Here is a 14,437-nt window from a genome sequence, read left to right on the forward strand (position 1 = left end):
CCACGGCTCGATCATCGGGTCGGCGCGGGAGCGGCTGCGCGCCAAGCTGTCCTACACGAACATCGGCTTCGCGCTGGCACCGCAGACGTTCACGATCTCGCAGCTGCGGGACACCTACGCGGCCGCGCTCGGCCACCCGGTGTCGGCGACCAACCTGCAGCGCATCCTCACCCGGCGGGGAGTGATCGAGCCGACGCGGGACGTCATCCGCCCGGCCGCGAGCGGCGGACGGCCCGCCACGCTCTACCGGTTCGCGTCGCGCGAGCTCGTGGTCACCAACCCGTTCGCCGCCTTCCGCCCGCGGGCAGCCAGGACGCTGACGTCCTAGCGCGCCGCGGCCGGGTCCGTTTCCAGGCGTCTCACGCCGAACACGGGCATCAGGCGAGGTGCCTGTCGAACGCGCGGCTGAACTGCATGCGCATGACCGTGGGGATCGTGTCGAGCTCCAGCGCGGTACGCAGGTGGGGGAGCGCCTCGGTTTCGACGCTGCGGCGCACTGTGACCGGGTCGGCGCGGTTTTCCGCGGTGACCGCCAGCTGGAGGCCGGGCCGGGTCGATGATCCGCGCAGCACCGCGCCGGCGGACCGGATGGTCGGATAGCTCTCCAGCTCGTCCGTGACCGCGTTGGTGACCGTGGCGGCGGGCAGCACCGTCCTTCCGTTGCGATGGTCGGGTTCCAGCGGCAGGCTGCGCACGGTCTTGGTGCTGGTCTGGGCGGCCATCCACCACAGGGCGAGCGCGGCGATCACCGCGCAGACCGCGGCCACGACCGGCCACACCCAGCTGTGCTGGGTCGGGTAGGCGACCTGGGTGTGGGTGAGCAGGGGCGCGCTTGAGCTGCCGAGGACGGAGGTGGAAGCGCCCAGGGCGCGGGCCAGCACGGTGCCGGCGCCAAGCAGCAGGATCAGGCCGATGATGACCAGCCACGTACGGCTGATGTGCGCGGTGTGCCGTGTCATCGCCGTCAGCCTTTCTTCCTGCGCAGCTTGACCTTGACCTGGGTGGGCCACAGCGGATCGAGCGCGGCCAGCCGCTGCTGTACGACCGCCTGCACCTGCTCGCGCAGGCCGGTGGTGTCGCGCAGCCGGGTCGTCGCGCGCACTCTCACGGAGCGGCGTCCGGCCCTGACCTTGGCCTTGTCGATGCCTGGAACCTCTTCGGCGAGCCAGCCGAGCGACCGGCGCAGGTTGCGCCGTGGCACGCCGATGATGACCGAGCCGTCGCCGGAAGCCACCGGGATGGCGCGCGTCCGGCCCGGGAGCACGCCGATGAGGATGAGCAGGAAGCCGACGAACGCGACCGCCGAGGCGACCGCGAGCGTGGCCGTGCCGGACCAGTGCGCGGTGGTCTGCAGCGGGCCGGCGAAATCGCTGTGCGGCACCTTCCACAGGGCGTGGCTCAGCGCGGCGGACGCCGCCCAGATGCAGCCGAGGATCCCCGCCGCGGCCAGCACCGCCGCGACCAGGACCCCGGGGATGGTCCGCCTGGGCCGGAACACCCGGCGCGCGCTGCGGCGTGCGCCGGGCTGTGACCATGCGTCGGCCCGTGCCTGGCGCGGCGGCGGCCCGGCGCGCTGCGGGATCACCAGCGTCGGACCGCGGTGGCCCGCGGTGTCGCTCACAGTCCCCTCCCGCGCAGCAGGCTGGCCACCTCGATGTCCACGTGGCGTACCTCCAGGCCGGTAAGGTCGGTGACCCGCTCGATCACGTGCCTGCGAACCTCGCGGGTCAGGGTACGTACCGGGGCCGGGTAGGCCAGGGTCAGGCGCAGCTCGATCATCGCCAGGTGGCCGTCGATCCGGGTGGCGACACGAGCGAGCCCCTGACCGGTCTGGCGGCCGAACGTGATCCCGATGATCTGCCTGGCGGCCCCGCCGGTCTGCTCGACCTCAGAGACCGCCTGGGCGGCCACCTTGGTCACCACGCGGTCGGCGAGGGTGGTGCGGCCCCGCTGTCCGGGCCTGTTCAGTGCCGTTCCGACAGCGTCCGCCGTGGCAGCGGTCACTGCGGCCTCCGCTCCCGGACTGCGAACAGCCTGGTCAGGTCGAGTTCGCCGACGAGCGCCCGCCCGGCCAGGTAGCCGACAAGGCCGAGCACGAGCACGATCACGAACGCCGACCAGCCGCCGAACGCGCCGGCGAAGCCCAGCGCGATTCCGAACACCAGGCCGAGGATCGGTACGAGGCGAGCCTCATCCATTGGCAGCTTCCTCCCGTTTCGTAGTAGTTCGTCCGGCGACGCTCAGCGCCGGGGCCGACGCTGGCGCCAGCGCGGCTTCTGCCCCAGCTTCCGGAGCGGTGATGTCGGCGATGACGACGTCCACCACCCGGTCCGGGACCAGCGGCGCGACGGCCTGCCTGATTTCCGCGGCGACTTCCGGCAGCGGCACGCCGAACCTGGCCACGACGCAGACCTCGACCTCATGGGCCCGTACCGCCACGCCGGACACGGTCCGGCCCCGCAGGTACGTGGCCACAGGGGCGCCGGGGATCTGGGTCAGCCCGGCCACCGAAGGGCAGCCGGTGACGGCCGTGACGATCAGGTCGGCGAGCTCGGCGAGCTCGGCCCCCGGCGGCGTCGCCGCGCGGCCCTTGCCCGTCGCCGCGCGCGTCGTCCGGCTCGTCACTGGACCCGCGGCGACGTGTCACTGTCCTGCTCGCCAGGAAGGTGAATGTCGTCGATGCCGACGTTGACCTCGGTGACCTCGAGGCCGCAGATGCTTTCCACCTGGCTGATCACGTTGTTGCGGACCGCGTTGGCCAGGTCAGGGATGGACACGCCGTACTCGACCACGAGGTCGATATCGGCGGCGGCCTGCCGGGCGCCGACCTCGACGGCCACTCCCTGAGTGCTGCTTGCCGCGACGCCGGGCACCCGCTGGCGCACGGCCCCCATCATGCGCGCGGTGCCGCCGCCCATCGCGTACACGCCGTCTACCTCGCGGGTGGCCAGCGCGACGATCTTCGCCACCACCACGTCGGCGATCGTCGTGTTCCCGTGCTCGCTCACTAGTTCGGCGGCGGACCTGCGCGGCGCGGGCACAGTGGCAGTCGTCGTGCTCGAGGTGGAGGTGGTGCTCTCAGTGTCGGATGTGCTCACGGTCTGGGCTCCTCACGTCGGTGTGTGACTTGCGTCCCTGCCGTCCGTGAGCCACGTCCTCCGCTGCGTCATCCCGGTGGCAGGACATGACAGCAAGACGCGGCGCCAGTACAGAATGTCACGGGAGAGGCAGATGTGAAATGCGTCACACAGCGTGAAGGTTGATTCATTGTGGCTTGGGCATCCGGACTATATGGCGCGCAGGCCGATCGTCGATGCCCTCGATGACGCCACCCTCGTCGTGCGGGCCCGCGAAGGGGACATCGCCGCGTTCGAGGCGCTCGTCCGGCGCTACCGGGTCCCGGTTTACCGGATCGCGCTGCGCATCCTCGCCGACCCCGGCGGCGCCGCCGACACGGCTCAGGAGGCGTTCACCGCGGCCTGGCGGCTGCTGCACGGGATCAAGGCCGAACAGGCCTTCGCCGCCTGGCTGTACCGCATCGCCGTCACGCGGGCGCTGAGCGCGCTGCGCACGACACGGCCGCTGGTCCCGCTCGACGCCACGGCGACGGCCGCCGCCAGTGACCGGTCGCCCGGGCCGGAGGAGCACGCGCTCGCCGACGGCCTGGCGACCGCGCTGCGGTGCGCCCTGAGCCATCTGACACCCGAGCAGCGGGCGTGCTGGGTCCTTCGGGAAATGGAGGGAATGACCTATGAGGAGGTCGCCACCATCCTGCACACGACTCCCGACGCCGTCCGCGGGCGGCTGCACCGGGCCCGCCCCCAGCTGGCAGCCGAACTGAGGCCGTGGCGGTGACCCCGCCGGGCGACCGCCTACCCTGCGGACACCACGTCGACGAGCTGTGGGACCACCTCGCCGGCGGCACCCCGGACGAGCACGCCAGGGCGTGCGAGCACTGCCAGGCCGCGCTGAGCCAGATCCGCCTCCTGCGCACGGCCACCAGTGAGCTCGCCGCCGAACCGGTGCGGCCGCCCGCCGACCTTTCCGGCCGGGTCATGGCGGTGGTCGGGGCCCGGATCCTCCCGGCGCCCCTGATCGCGCTGCCCGGCCCGGCGGGAATCCGGCTGTGCGTCAGCGAGCGCGCCGCCGCCGCCGTGCTGCGCGCGGCCGGCGACGCCGTCGACGGCGTCCGCGCCAGAAGCTGCAGGCTCATCCCGGCCGCCCGTGACACGAGCGCCTGCGCGGGCCTCAAGCTCACGATCAGCGTCCGCTACGGCATACCGGCGCTGTCCGCCGCCGGGGCCGTCCGCCGGGCGGTCCGGATGGCCGCCCGCGCCCAGCTGGGCCTCACGCTGGGCCCCATCGACATCGAGGTGGTCGACATTCACGCCGCGTAAAAGGTGCCCGCCGGTGCCCGCTGGTGCCGCACCCCTTATTTATCCCGAACGATCCCGTCACTTCGCCCTATGGCCGCGCCGGCCTGCCGTCGGTGAGAATCGAGGCGAAAGGCCAGGCCACCAGCGGAAGAACGGCAGCGTCGATGAGTGGAACAAGCACAGGGCAGCACCTCACGATCGGCTTCGTCGGACTCGGCAACATGGGCCGGCCGATGGCGCACAACCTGCACAGCGCGGGCTTCGCGCTCGTCGTGCGCGACAGCGCGCCAGCGGCCGAAGAGCGTTTCGCCGCCGCGCACCCCGGCGTGACCGTCGCCGGGTCACCGGACGCGTTCTCGGCCGCGGACATCGTGGTGACCATGCTCCCGGACGGCACCGTGGTCCAGGACGCGCTGCTGCGGTGGGACGGCGGCATCGGGCGGGCGCTGCGGGCGGGCACGCTTGTCGTCGAGATGAGCTCGTCGGATCCTTCGGACACGCTGCGGCTCGCCGGTGAGCTCGAGCCGCTGCGCGTGCGGGTCGTCGACGCGCCGGTGTCCGGGGGAGTGCCAGGGGCGGTCGCCGGCGAGCTCGCGATCATGGCCGGCGGCGCGCCGGACGACATCGCCAGGGCGCAGGACGTGCTGCGGGTGCTCGGCGACCCGGCCAGGCAGTTCGTGACCGGCGGCCTCGGCAGCGGGCACGCCATGAAGGCGCTGAACAACGTCGTCGCCGCGGCGACGCACTGCGCCACCGCGGAGGCGCTGGCCGCCGGGAAGCGGTTCGGCCTCGACCCGCAAGTCATGATCGACATTATCAACGCCTCGACCGGGCGGAGCTTCGTCAGCCAGACCTTCGGCGCGCAGGTGCTCACCGGCCGCTACGGGACCGGGTTCGCGCTCGGCCTGCTTGCCAAGGACGTGCACATCGCGGCGAGCGTGGCCGCCGCCGCGGGGATCGACGCGCCGATGGTCGCCCTCGCCGACGAGCGCTGGGCGAAGGCGCTTGGCGAACTCGGCCCCGCCGCCGACCACACCAGGGCACATCAGGCCTGGTGGCCGGAAACCGGCAGCTAACGGCGGCCGGCCGGAGTTATGGTCGGGCATGGCTGACTTCTCTGGTGCGGATCTGCGCGGGTCGCGGTTCGGCCGCTGCGACCTGGCCGGCTCGGAGTTCTTCGCAAGCAAACTGACGGACGCCACGTTCCGCGGCGTGGACCTGAGCCGGGCGGTGCTGCGCGGCGTCGAGCTGGTCGACGTCGACATCCACGGCGAGATCGTGAACGTGAGCGTCAACGGCGTCGACATCGGGCCGCTGATCGAGGCCGAGCTGAACCGGCGCTACCCGGACCGGGCCAGGATGCGCCCCGCGGACCCGGCCGGCTTCCGCGAGGCATGGGGCATCCTGGAGCGCCTGTGGGACCAGACAGTGGCGCGGGCCCGCCGGCTCCCGCCCGCGGCGCTGCAGGAGTCGGTGCACGGGGAGTGGTCGTTCATCCAGACGCTGCGCCATCTCGTGTTCGCGACCGACGCCTGGTTCCGCCGGGCGATCCTCGGCGACCCGGCGCCCTGGGATCCGCTTGACCTCCCCTGGGACGAGATGCCGGACGCGCCGGGGGTACCCCGCGACCGCGCGGCCCGGCCCCCGCTGGAGGTGGTGCTCGAACTGCGGCGGGACCGCATGTCCGGCGTGCGCGACTTCCTCGCCGGGCTGACCGATCAGGCGCTGGCCGGTACCACCACGCCGGTGGAGGGCCCCGGCTGGCCCAAGCCGCGCGCGTACCCGGTGCGCGACTGCCTGCTTGTCATCCTCAACGAGGAGTGGGAACACCGGCTTTACGCCGAACGCGACCTGGCCGTCCTGGAGATTCGCCCCTCCGGCGCGGGAAGCGGTAAAGGGTAGGCTTCCGGCCCGGTTCAGTACCGGCCGTACTGCTGCTGCCAGAGGTAGTCCGCCTGCTGCTGGGCCTGGAGCCTGGCCTGATCGCGGTCCAGGTGACCGTAGCGTCCGCTGTCGAAGTGCTTGTCGACCTCCGCCGCGGCGAAGCCGGCCAGCAATTCCTTGCCGAGTTCGTGGTGCTCGATGATGCCCTCACGCTCGCGGTGATGCTCGTACATGCGGACGGCCTCGAAGCCGGCCGCGCCCGCCAGCAGTTCGTGCGTCATCTCATGATGCGGCATTCCGCCGCCATAGACCTGGTCGTAGGCGCCCTGGGCGCCCAGCCTGTCAAAGAAGCCCATAGCTGCGAACATAACCGACCAGCCGCGGATGACCGAGACTTATTGCGCGACTGTTACGAGCCGGGCATTCCCGGCCGCCCCGCCCCGCCCGCTCTCCGCCCCGCTCCGGTCGGCCTCTTTGCTCACAGTGGCCCCTGGCATGCGACTTTGTACACTCTGTGACCATTTCGTCGTCCGTTATGGGCGATTTGTCCATGCAAGGAGTGTCCAAAGTGGCACTCCTGTGACTCCAGAGGCGCCAGGGAAAACGCCCCGGCCGACCAGGACCGTCAGCGATTCGGCAGGCTCGGCTGCATCGACATGGCGAGCAGCCGGATGTTGATCGGCTGCGCGTCGTCGAAGTTGTACATCCGCCCGTACTTCGGCCGCAGCCGCTCGAGGATCCGGGGCACCGCCTCCGCGACCGCCTGCTGCCGCTGGGCCGCCCACTCGCCGACGAGGCCGCCCATCATCCCCCCGGGCCCGCCGGCCGCCGCGGCCCGGTCGGGCTTTTCGCCTTTCACGATCTGCCGGCCGTACAGGTAGAAGGAAAAGTGGTTGTCGAGTTCGGAAAGCAGCCGCATTCTGCTTTCCGTGTCGAGGTCGCCCAGGTAGTCGGTCAGGGAGAGCTCGGGCACGACCTCAGGTCGCGGGACCTCCTCCGCGATGAGCGCGGCGACCTCGTCCATGTAGTTGAGGTAGAAGTCAAAATCAGATTTCTCACCGATGTTGCCGTGCCCGCCGCAGAACCAGTCGAACTCAAGGTCGCGGGCGAACTGCAGATTGGGCCGGAACAATACCAGCGGATCTTGCCCGGCAAAGCCGCCGAACGGCAGCTGGTCGATATTGATCAGGTCCGCGGAATGGCCGACCCGCTCCTGCGTCAGCAGGAATACGGCGTGGTCGGGTGAATGGCCGGGCCTGGGCAGGCCGCGGAGTGCGAGCTCCACGTCCTCGAACTCGATGGCGCCGTCGGGCCACCGGAGGATGTCGGTAGGACGGGGCAGGTCGCTGCCGAATCTGTCCATCCAGATCGCGGTGTGCTCGCTCGCGATCACGCGCGGCGCCACCTCAAGCGAGCCAACCAGCTTTCGCGCGCCGCCGATGTGGTCGGCGTGGAAGTGCGAATAGCAGATCGCGGTCACCGGCAGCGACGTCACCGACGCGATCGCCTTCAGGATAGAATCGGCCGCGCCCTGGAAAGGATCCAGCAAAAGGACGCCGTGCTTGCCGACGTAGAACAGCGCTCCGTAGAAGTGCCGGGAAACCCAATAAGTGTGCTCGGTCACCCGCTGCAGGACGTATTCCTCCATGACGCTGCGCGGGAACAGGTGCGAGACCCGCTGCCCTGATTGCAGTGGCATTTCAGCGGACGGCTCGACGTAGTCGGCACCGGTAATTGAAATGGGCTCTTCTTTCCACCCGTCCTGCATCACGAAGGCCATCGCGTCTCCCTCCTGTCAGCTAGCGCCGATGCTTGCACATTCGTCAAACCGGGTCAAGCGGTGTCAAATTTGTCGGTTCGCCACTAAGTCCAGCCGATATATTCGTGCCTGCAGGCCCAAGGGCAGCCGACGCTCGCTTCGATGACCGGCCCGGCATCGACACCGGCGTGCCGCCTCCCCGGCCCCAGCCCGCTCCCGCCAGCGGATTCTGTTAACCGGAATCGTGGATCTTTCCTGCGCAAACCGATGCACGCTAGAGGGTATGACCACGTCCTCGGTTGACCTCGGCCCAGGTGGTCCGGTCCGGCTGCGCGCAGTGGCGGCGCCACACCTGCCGGCCGTGACCCCCGCGCTGCAGGACCTGTACCGCGGCTTCGAGCGGGAACTGCTCGTGCCGCTGTGGACGGAGATCGGCGACCTGATGCCGGCCCACCCGCGGTCCAAAGCGGTGCCGCACCTGTGGCGGTGGGAGCGGCTGCGCGAGCTCGCCGCGCGGGCCGGCGAGCTCGTCCCGGTCGGGCGCGGCGGAGAGCGGCGCGCGATCGCCCTGGCCAACCCCGGCCTCGGCGGCCGGCCGTTCGCGACGCCGACGCTGTGGGCGGCCATCCAGTACCTGATGCCGGGGGAGGACGCCCCCGAGCACCGGCACACGCAGCACGCGTTCCGGTTCGTGGTCGAGGGTGAGGGCGTGTGGACGGTCGTCGGCGGCGACCCGGTGGCGATGCGGCGCGGCGACTTCCTCCCGCAGGCGGGCTGGAACTGGCACGCCCACCACAACGCGACGGCCGAGCCGATGGCGTGGATCGACGGCCTGGACATCCCCTTCCAGTACGTCACGGAAGCCCAGTTCTTCGAGCCCGGCCGCGACCAGCTCACCGACGCCGAGCGGGCCGCGCCCGGCCGGTCGCGCGCCGAGCGCCTGTGGGGCCACCCGGGGCTGCGCCCGGTCGCGGCCGCCGCGGCGCCGTCCGCGCCCGGCTCGCCGCTGCTGGCCTACCGCTGGGAACACACCGACCGCGCGCTCGCCGACCAGCTCACCCTCGAGGCCGAAGGGTACGCCGGCACCGTCGAGCCAGGCCACGCCGCGGTCCGGTTCACCGACCCGGCCACCGGCGCCGACGTCCTGCCGACGATCCGCGCCGAGATGCACCGGATCGCGCGCGGGGCGCAGACCGCGCCGGCCCGGGAGACCGGATCGTCGGTCTACGCGGTCTTCGACGGCTCGGGCACCGTCACCGTCGGCGCGCGGACCTGGTCGGTGACGCGCGGCGACCTGTTCGTGGTCCCGTCCTGGGAGCCGTTCTCGGCACGTTCCGAGGCCGGCGCCAGCGACTCCGCCGCACGCGCCCTCGACCTGTTCCGGTTCAGCGACTCGCCCGTCTTCGAGGCCCTCGGGCTGCACCGCGCCCAGGCCGTCCCATGACGCCCGCCGGCGTCCACCAGCCCGACGTGATCGTCGTCGGCGGCGGCATCGGCGGCCTGTCCGCCGCGTGCGCCCTGGCCCGCAAGGGGCTGCGGGTGCGCGTCCTGGAACGGGCCGGCGCGTTCGGCGAGGTCGGCGCGGGCATCCAGATCGCGCCGAACTGCACGCGCATCCTGGCCTCCTACGGCCTGCTCGACGAGGCGGCCAAGCTGGGCGTGCTCCCGCGGGCCATAGTCATGCGGGACGCGCTCGACGGCAGCGAGCTGACCCGCCTCGACCTGGCCGACCTGGAGCGCCGCTACGGCTTCCCTTACATGGTCATCCACCGCAGCGACCTGCACGGCCTGTTCCTGCGCGCCTGCCAGGACGCGGGCGTGGACCTGCGCACCAGCCAGCAGGTCGCCGAGTACGAGAACTGCGCCGACGCCGGCCGGGCCTGGCTTGGCGACGGCACCGTCTACCAGGCCCCGCTCGTCGTCGCCGCCGACGGCCTGCACTCGGTCGCCCGCCGGCAGCTGGTCGGCGACCAGCCGGTCAACTCCGCCTACGTCGCCTACCGCGGCGCCGTCCCGATCGACCGCGTCCGCGAGAACGACGTCTCCGCGACCGACGTGGTCGTCTACATCGGCCCTCGCTGCCATTTCGTGCAGTACCCGCTGCGCGGCGGCGAGATCTTCAACCAGGTCGCGGTCTTCGAGTCGCCCAGGGCGCGGGCCGGGGAGGAGGACTGGGGCACCCCCGACGAGCTCGACGCCGCGTTCGCGCACACCTGCGCGAACATCCGCAAGGGCCTGCCGCTGATGTGGCGGGACCGGTGGTGGCGCATGTTCGACCGCGACCCGATCATGACGTGGGTCTACGGGCGGATCGCGCTGCTCGGCGACGCCGCCCACCCGCCGCTGCAGTACATCGCCCAGGGCGCGATCATGGCCATCGAAGACGGCTACGTCCTCGCCGAGCACCTGGCCGCGAGCGACAGCATCGACAAGGCCCTGGCCGCCTACGAGGCGGTCCGCCCCGAGCACTGCCGCCACGTCCTGACCGCCTCCCGCAAATGGGGCGAGCTGTGGCACCTCGACGGCGCAAAGCGCGACCGCCGCAACGAAATCCTGCGCGCCCGCGACATCCACGACTACTCGTTCACCGACTGGCTCTACCGGACCACCGCGCTAACCCCGGACGCCGAGCCGGCGCTATTCAGGGAAATCCCGCTGGGCTCACCCGCTCTCCCCATCAATATCGCCGGTGCCTAACATCAGGGTGTGCGGCGCATAAAGTGGCCCGGCGCGCTCGGCGGCGGCGATCGCCCCGCCTGCCGACACGTCATTCACCATCCCCGGCGGTCTGTGGACGGTCGCCGCCACCTCCGCAAGTAACGCGTGGGCCGTCGGAGCAAGCAACGCCGGCAAGACCCTGCTCCTGCACCGGAATGGCGTCAAATGGTCGCAGGTGACCAACCCCAAGCCCATGTACGGCGGGCGTCCTTTATGACGTGACCGCCGTCTCGGCTGACGACGCGTGGGCTGTCGGCGAGACCAACACGGCAAAGGGCACGGACCACAAGACCCTGATCCTGCACCGGACCGCCAACCGCTGGTACGTGGTTCCCGCCGAAGCGCCCGCGTCCTCGGTTCTTTACGGCAGTGCGGTGGCAGGCGGCGACAGCGCCTGGGCGGACGGTGAATCAGCTAGCAAAGGCGGCATCGGCGGCCTCGTCATGCGGTGGAACGGTGCCGTGTGGAAGCCCGTCGCCAACCCACTGCAAGGCCTTAACAACGCTTTTTACGCGATAGCCGCCAGCCCGGGAGGCGATGCCTGGGCAGTCGGAGCCGACTACAACCCAAGCCTCACGATCCGCGCCGCGACCAGCATGTTGTGGAATGGCAAAACCTGGCGGAAAGTACCCGTTGGGCCCCTTCCCACACGCAGCATTCTCACTGGCGCCGCAGTTATCCCCGGCGGCACAGCCTGGGCTGTCGGCTACGACGGGACAGGCGAGGGCGTCCGGGTGCTCATCCTGCGATGGACCGGGCACGGCTGGGCGCAGGTGGCCAATCCGGAGCACGGGACGCTCAGCAACCTGATCGGCGTGACCGCGACCTCACCGGACAACGCGTGGGCGGTGGGCGCGGAGCAGGGGCAGACCCTGATCCTGCACTGGAACGGCAAGACCTGGAGCTGAGCGCCCCGGCATGGAGGCTGTGCCGCGGCTAGCGTCGGCCGGCGAGCACGACCGCAGGTCACCCAAATGTATCCGTTTGGTAAGGCGCGTTGCGCTGCTTTTTGTCGCTAATCAGACTAGTATTCGAGTTATACACATGAAGATTTATCAAACCAAACGGAGTAGTGATGGCGGATCAGTCGAGCCCCGGGACGGGCGCGGGCACGGAGCCTGCCCGCGACTCCCGGCTGGCCGGGTTCGCCAAGGGCGGCGGTGCGGACACCTGCCCGCCCGGACCGGAGCTGGCTGCCCTGGCCGCTGAGCTGTCCGGCCCACAGTGGCGGTGCACGGGTGCGACCGACGACGAGCTGACCGGGCTGCTTGGCCGGTGGGCGGCGCTGGAGTCATGGGCGGCCGCGGCGAAGCTGGGCGTGGTCCGGGAGATGATCCGCCGCGGCGACCAGCCCTGGCTCAGCAAGCAGCGGCACGGCGACCTGCCCGATACCTGGGACGAGACGCTGGAGCATGAGCTTGCCGCCGCGCTGGGCATGTCGGCACAGGCGGCGGACAAGCTCATCTGGCTGGCCTGGGAACTGGAGGCCCGCCTGCCCGGCATCGGCGCGAAGCTCACCGACGGGACCATCACCTACGTCAAGGCCCGTGCCATCGCGGACGAACTGGCCGTCCTCAGCGACGACCACGCCGCGCAGGCCGCGGCGCTGATCGTGGACAAGCTCGCCGGCAAGACACCCGGCCAGATCATGAAGCTCGCCGCCCAGGCGGCCTGCACCGTCGATCCCGAGGGCGCGGCGAAACGGCGCGAGCTGGCCGAGAAGGAAGAAGCCAGGGTCCGGTTCTGGCGCGAGCACACAGGTGCCGCCGCCCTGGCCGCCTACGGGCTGCCTACCGACGAGGCCCTGGCCGCCCACGCCAACGTCAACGCCCGCGCCGAGGAGTACAAGAAGTCGAAGGCGTTCCCCGACGCGCGGATGGATCAGCTCCGCGTCCTGGGCTACCTGGACCTCCTCAATGGGGTCTCCGCGGCCGCCCGCGTCGCCCGCGCCCGCGCCATGACAGCAGCCGCCGACGCAGCACAGGCGCCGGGACGGCCGCCGGGCACCGATCACGGTAGCGACGATGACCTGCCTGGTGAGGGCCCGGCCGGGGATCCCCGCGATGATGGCCCAGGCGGCGGCGAACCAGGCGGCGGCCCCGGGCCGGACTGCCAGCCCGGCGGGCCGGCCTTGCCCGCGCTCCCGGCCAGGACCAACCTGACCATCCCGCTGGCTACCCTGCTTAACCTGGCTAACCGGCCCGGTGAGGGCCACGGCCTCGGCCCGCTCGACCCCGCCCTGGCCCGCGACCTCGCCGCCACCGCGGCCGGCAGCCCCGGCAGCCAGTGGTGTGTCACTGTCGTGGACGCCGACGGGATCGCGGTCGGTCACGGGTGCGCCAGGCCCGCCGGCAAGTCCCCGCGCGGGCCGTCCTCCCGGTGGGCGTTCACCCAGCGCGAGGGCCCGGGTCCCCCGGACGGGTACGGCACCTGGACGCTCACCCTGCCCGGCGGGAAGGAACTCACCGTGCAGCTCGGCCCCGTGCCTGTCCACACCTGCGACCATAGGTATGAGTCGCATGCCTACCAGGCCAATGACACGCTCCGCCATCTGGTCCAGGTCCGCGACGGGGAATGTACCTTCCCGCCATGCTCCAGGCACGCCCGCGACTCTGATTTCGAGCACGCGATTCCGTACGATAAAGGCGGGAGGACGTGCGCCTGCAACGGAGGAGCGCGCAGCAGGAAATGCCACCGGGTTAAGCAGTCCCCGGGCTGGAAAGTGACCCAGCCCCGCCCCGGCTGGCACCAATGGACCACGCCGTCGGGCCGCACGTATACGCAAGGCCCCAAACAGTACCCATCATGAATGATTCCGAACGTACCGTGCCGTCTCACCATGCCAACTCATTCCCGCGGCATTCCAGGACCCCATCGGCCCTGGTGCGGACGCCGGACCATCGGCCCTGGTGCGGCCGTTCCAGGCAGGGTAGATGTCACAAAGGGGGATCGTCTCCATGCATGGGCGGCGCGATGTTGTTCACCGATCGAGTTGCTGCGGGACGGCGGCTGGCCGAGCGCCTGCGGTACCTGCGCGGCCGGGATGTCGTGGTCGTCGGGCTGCCCCGCGGCGGGGTGGTGGTCGCGGCCGAGGTGGCGAAGGAGTTGGATGCCCCGCTTGACGTCATCGTCGTGCGCAAGCTCGGCGTGCCGTTCCAGCCCGAGTTCGGTTTCGGTGCCATCGGCGAGGAGGGCGCGCGGGTTATCGACGACGCCGTTGTGCGGCTCACCGGCCTGACCGAGTCGCAGGCCGCGGCGGTGGAAGCGCGCGAGCGCGGGCAGCTGGAACGCCGGACCGGGCAGCTGCGCGCCGGCCGTCCGCCGCTGGAGCTGGCCGGCCGCACCGTCGTCGTGGTCGACGACGGCGTCGCGACCGGATCGACCGCCCGTGCCGCCTGCCAGGTGGCCCGTGCACGCGGCGCGGCCAAGGTCGTGCTGGCGGTGCCCGTGGGCCAGACGGACACGATCGCGGCGCTGCGCGATGCCGCCGACGAGGTGGTATGCCTGCGCACCCCGGAAGGATTCTTCGCGATCGGGGAGTCGTACGCCAACTTCTCCCAGACCACCGACGAGGAAGTGATCAAGGTGCTCGCCGCGGCGGCGAAGTCGCGAGGCGGCCAGGGCGCCGCGGCCGATCCGCGGGACGTCACCGTGGACGCCGGCGGGGTAGCGCTGCACGGGTCCCTCGTGATCCCGGACC

The 14,437-nt window shown here is 71.2% G+C and carries 17 protein-coding genes and 1 pseudogene; 10 read left to right on the top strand and 8 right to left on the bottom strand.

Annotated elements, in window-relative coordinates; translation table 11 throughout:
* Positions 1 to 328, top strand: a pseudogene (locus tag Q1N79_RS23165) (NUDIX hydrolase); the annotation flags it as partial.
* Positions 329 to 377: 49 nt separating this feature from the next.
* Here the strand turns inward: Q1N79_RS23165 and amaP are convergent.
* From amaP to Q1N79_RS23195, 6 genes are read right to left on the bottom strand one after another with little or no spacing between them, the layout of a single operon-like run.
* Positions 378 to 959, bottom strand: a complete 582-nt coding sequence (amaP, locus tag Q1N79_RS23170) for an alkaline shock response membrane anchor protein AmaP (RefSeq protein ID WP_300612361.1) — start codon at positions 957 to 959, stop codon at positions 378 to 380.
* 5 nt (positions 960 to 964) lie between these two features.
* Positions 965 to 1,621, bottom strand: coding sequence for a DUF6286 domain-containing protein (locus Q1N79_RS23175; protein WP_300612362.1), 657 nt, complete (start codon positions 1,619 to 1,621; stop codon positions 965 to 967).
* The gene (locus Q1N79_RS23180) at positions 1,618 to 2,004 is read right to left on the bottom strand and encodes an Asp23/Gls24 family envelope stress response protein (protein ID WP_300612364.1); all 387 of its coding nucleotides are present in this window, start codon (positions 2,002 to 2,004) and stop codon (positions 1,618 to 1,620) included. The genes Q1N79_RS23175 and Q1N79_RS23180 overlap by 4 nt, the downstream gene beginning before the upstream one ends.
* Positions 2,001 to 2,198 (bottom strand): hypothetical protein, encoded by a 198-nt coding sequence (locus Q1N79_RS23185; protein WP_300612365.1) that lies wholly within the window; start codon positions 2,196 to 2,198, stop codon positions 2,001 to 2,003. The genes Q1N79_RS23180 and Q1N79_RS23185 overlap by 4 nt, the downstream gene beginning before the upstream one ends.
* On the bottom strand, positions 2,191 to 2,625 hold the full coding sequence (locus Q1N79_RS23190; protein WP_300612366.1) for a hypothetical protein: 435 nt from the start codon (positions 2,623 to 2,625) through the stop codon (positions 2,191 to 2,193). The genes Q1N79_RS23185 and Q1N79_RS23190 overlap by 8 nt, the downstream gene beginning before the upstream one ends.
* Entirely contained in the window at positions 2,622 to 3,041 is a 420-nt protein-coding gene (locus Q1N79_RS23195; RefSeq protein ID WP_300612390.1) for an Asp23/Gls24 family envelope stress response protein, read from the bottom strand. Before Q1N79_RS23195 ends, Q1N79_RS23190 begins: the two co-directional genes overlap by 4 nt.
* Positions 3,042 to 3,291: 250 nt before the next feature.
* Here Q1N79_RS23195 and Q1N79_RS23200 point away from each other — a divergent pair, with 250 nt between their 5' ends.
* From Q1N79_RS23200 to Q1N79_RS23215, 4 genes are all read left to right on the top strand, one after another.
* Complete coding sequence (locus Q1N79_RS23200) at positions 3,292 to 3,855, top strand: sigma-70 family RNA polymerase sigma factor (protein ID WP_300612367.1); 564 nt, start codon at positions 3,292 to 3,294, stop codon at positions 3,853 to 3,855.
* Positions 3,846 to 4,397, top strand: coding sequence for a hypothetical protein (locus Q1N79_RS23205; protein WP_300612369.1), 552 nt, complete (start codon positions 3,846 to 3,848; stop codon positions 4,395 to 4,397). The genes Q1N79_RS23200 and Q1N79_RS23205 overlap by 10 nt, the downstream gene beginning before the upstream one ends.
* Positions 4,398 to 4,540: 143 nt before the next feature.
* Positions 4,541 to 5,452 (top strand): NAD(P)-dependent oxidoreductase, encoded by a 912-nt coding sequence (locus Q1N79_RS23210; protein ID WP_300612371.1) that lies wholly within the window; start codon positions 4,541 to 4,543, stop codon positions 5,450 to 5,452.
* Between the two features lie 28 nt (positions 5,453 to 5,480).
* Entirely contained in the window at positions 5,481 to 6,278 is a 798-nt protein-coding gene (locus Q1N79_RS23215) for a DinB family protein (protein WP_300612373.1), read from the top strand.
* A gap of 14 nt (positions 6,279 to 6,292) precedes the next feature.
* On the opposite strand, the gene Q1N79_RS23220 is transcribed toward Q1N79_RS23215, so the two are convergent.
* Positions 6,293 to 6,616: a DUF3759 domain-containing protein gene (locus tag Q1N79_RS23220; protein ID WP_300612375.1), complete on the bottom strand. Its 324-nt coding sequence runs from the start codon at positions 6,614 to 6,616 to the stop codon at positions 6,293 to 6,295.
* A gap of 269 nt (positions 6,617 to 6,885) precedes the next feature.
* Entirely contained in the window at positions 6,886 to 8,040 is a 1,155-nt protein-coding gene (locus Q1N79_RS23225; RefSeq protein ID WP_300612377.1) for an MBL fold metallo-hydrolase, read from the bottom strand.
* Positions 8,041 to 8,302: 262 nt separating this feature from the next.
* On the opposite strand from Q1N79_RS23225, the gene Q1N79_RS23230 reads away from it, so the two are divergent.
* The 5 genes from Q1N79_RS23230 to Q1N79_RS23250 form a co-directional block, all read left to right on the top strand.
* Complete coding sequence (locus Q1N79_RS23230) at positions 8,303 to 9,463, top strand: cupin domain-containing protein (RefSeq protein ID WP_300612379.1); 1,161 nt, start codon at positions 8,303 to 8,305, stop codon at positions 9,461 to 9,463.
* On the top strand, positions 9,460 to 10,716 hold the full coding sequence (locus tag Q1N79_RS23235; protein WP_300612382.1) for an FAD-dependent monooxygenase: 1,257 nt from the start codon (positions 9,460 to 9,462) through the stop codon (positions 10,714 to 10,716). Before Q1N79_RS23230 ends, Q1N79_RS23235 begins: the two co-directional genes overlap by 4 nt.
* Before the next feature lie 239 nt (positions 10,717 to 10,955).
* A complete protein-coding gene (locus tag Q1N79_RS23240; RefSeq protein WP_300612384.1) occupies positions 10,956 to 11,645 on the top strand; it encodes a hypothetical protein in 690 nt (229 codons plus the stop codon).
* 167 nt (positions 11,646 to 11,812) lie between these two features.
* A complete protein-coding gene (locus Q1N79_RS23245; protein WP_300612386.1) occupies positions 11,813 to 13,546 on the top strand; it encodes a DUF222 domain-containing protein in 1,734 nt (577 codons plus the stop codon).
* A 152-nt stretch (positions 13,547 to 13,698) separates the two neighbouring features.
* The coding region (locus Q1N79_RS23250) for a phosphoribosyltransferase (protein ID WP_300612388.1) at positions 13,699 to 14,437 on the top strand (739 nt) is incomplete at its 3' end.

Origin of the sequence: Trebonia sp. (genome assembly GCF_030042015.1) — a bacterium.
Classification (GTDB): Bacteria; Actinomycetota; Actinomycetes; order Streptosporangiales; family Streptosporangiaceae; genus Trebonia.

Coding starts and splice junctions, on each gene's coding strand:
- amaP (WP_300612361.1), bottom strand. CDS start 959: ATGACACGGCACACCGCGCACATCAGCCGTACGTGGCTGGTCATCATC.
- Q1N79_RS23185 (WP_300612365.1), bottom strand. CDS start 2,198: ATGGATGAGGCTCGCCTCGTACCGATCCTCGGCCTGGTGTTCGGAATC.
- Q1N79_RS23200 (WP_300612367.1), top strand. CDS start 3,292: ATGGCGCGCAGGCCGATCGTCGATGCCCTCGATGACGCCACCCTCGTC.
- Q1N79_RS23210 (WP_300612371.1), top strand. CDS start 4,541: ATGAGTGGAACAAGCACAGGGCAGCACCTCACGATCGGCTTCGTCGGA.
- Q1N79_RS23215 (WP_300612373.1), top strand. CDS start 5,481: ATGGCTGACTTCTCTGGTGCGGATCTGCGCGGGTCGCGGTTCGGCCGC.
- Q1N79_RS23220 (WP_300612375.1), bottom strand. CDS start 6,616: ATGGGCTTCTTTGACAGGCTGGGCGCCCAGGGCGCCTACGACCAGGTC.
- Q1N79_RS23225 (WP_300612377.1), bottom strand. CDS start 8,040: ATGGCCTTCGTGATGCAGGACGGGTGGAAAGAAGAGCCCATTTCAATT.
- Q1N79_RS23230 (WP_300612379.1), top strand. CDS start 8,303: ATGACCACGTCCTCGGTTGACCTCGGCCCAGGTGGTCCGGTCCGGCTG.
- Q1N79_RS23235 (WP_300612382.1), top strand. CDS start 9,460: ATGACGCCCGCCGGCGTCCACCAGCCCGACGTGATCGTCGTCGGCGGC.
- Q1N79_RS23245 (WP_300612386.1), top strand. CDS start 11,813: ATGGCGGATCAGTCGAGCCCCGGGACGGGCGCGGGCACGGAGCCTGCC.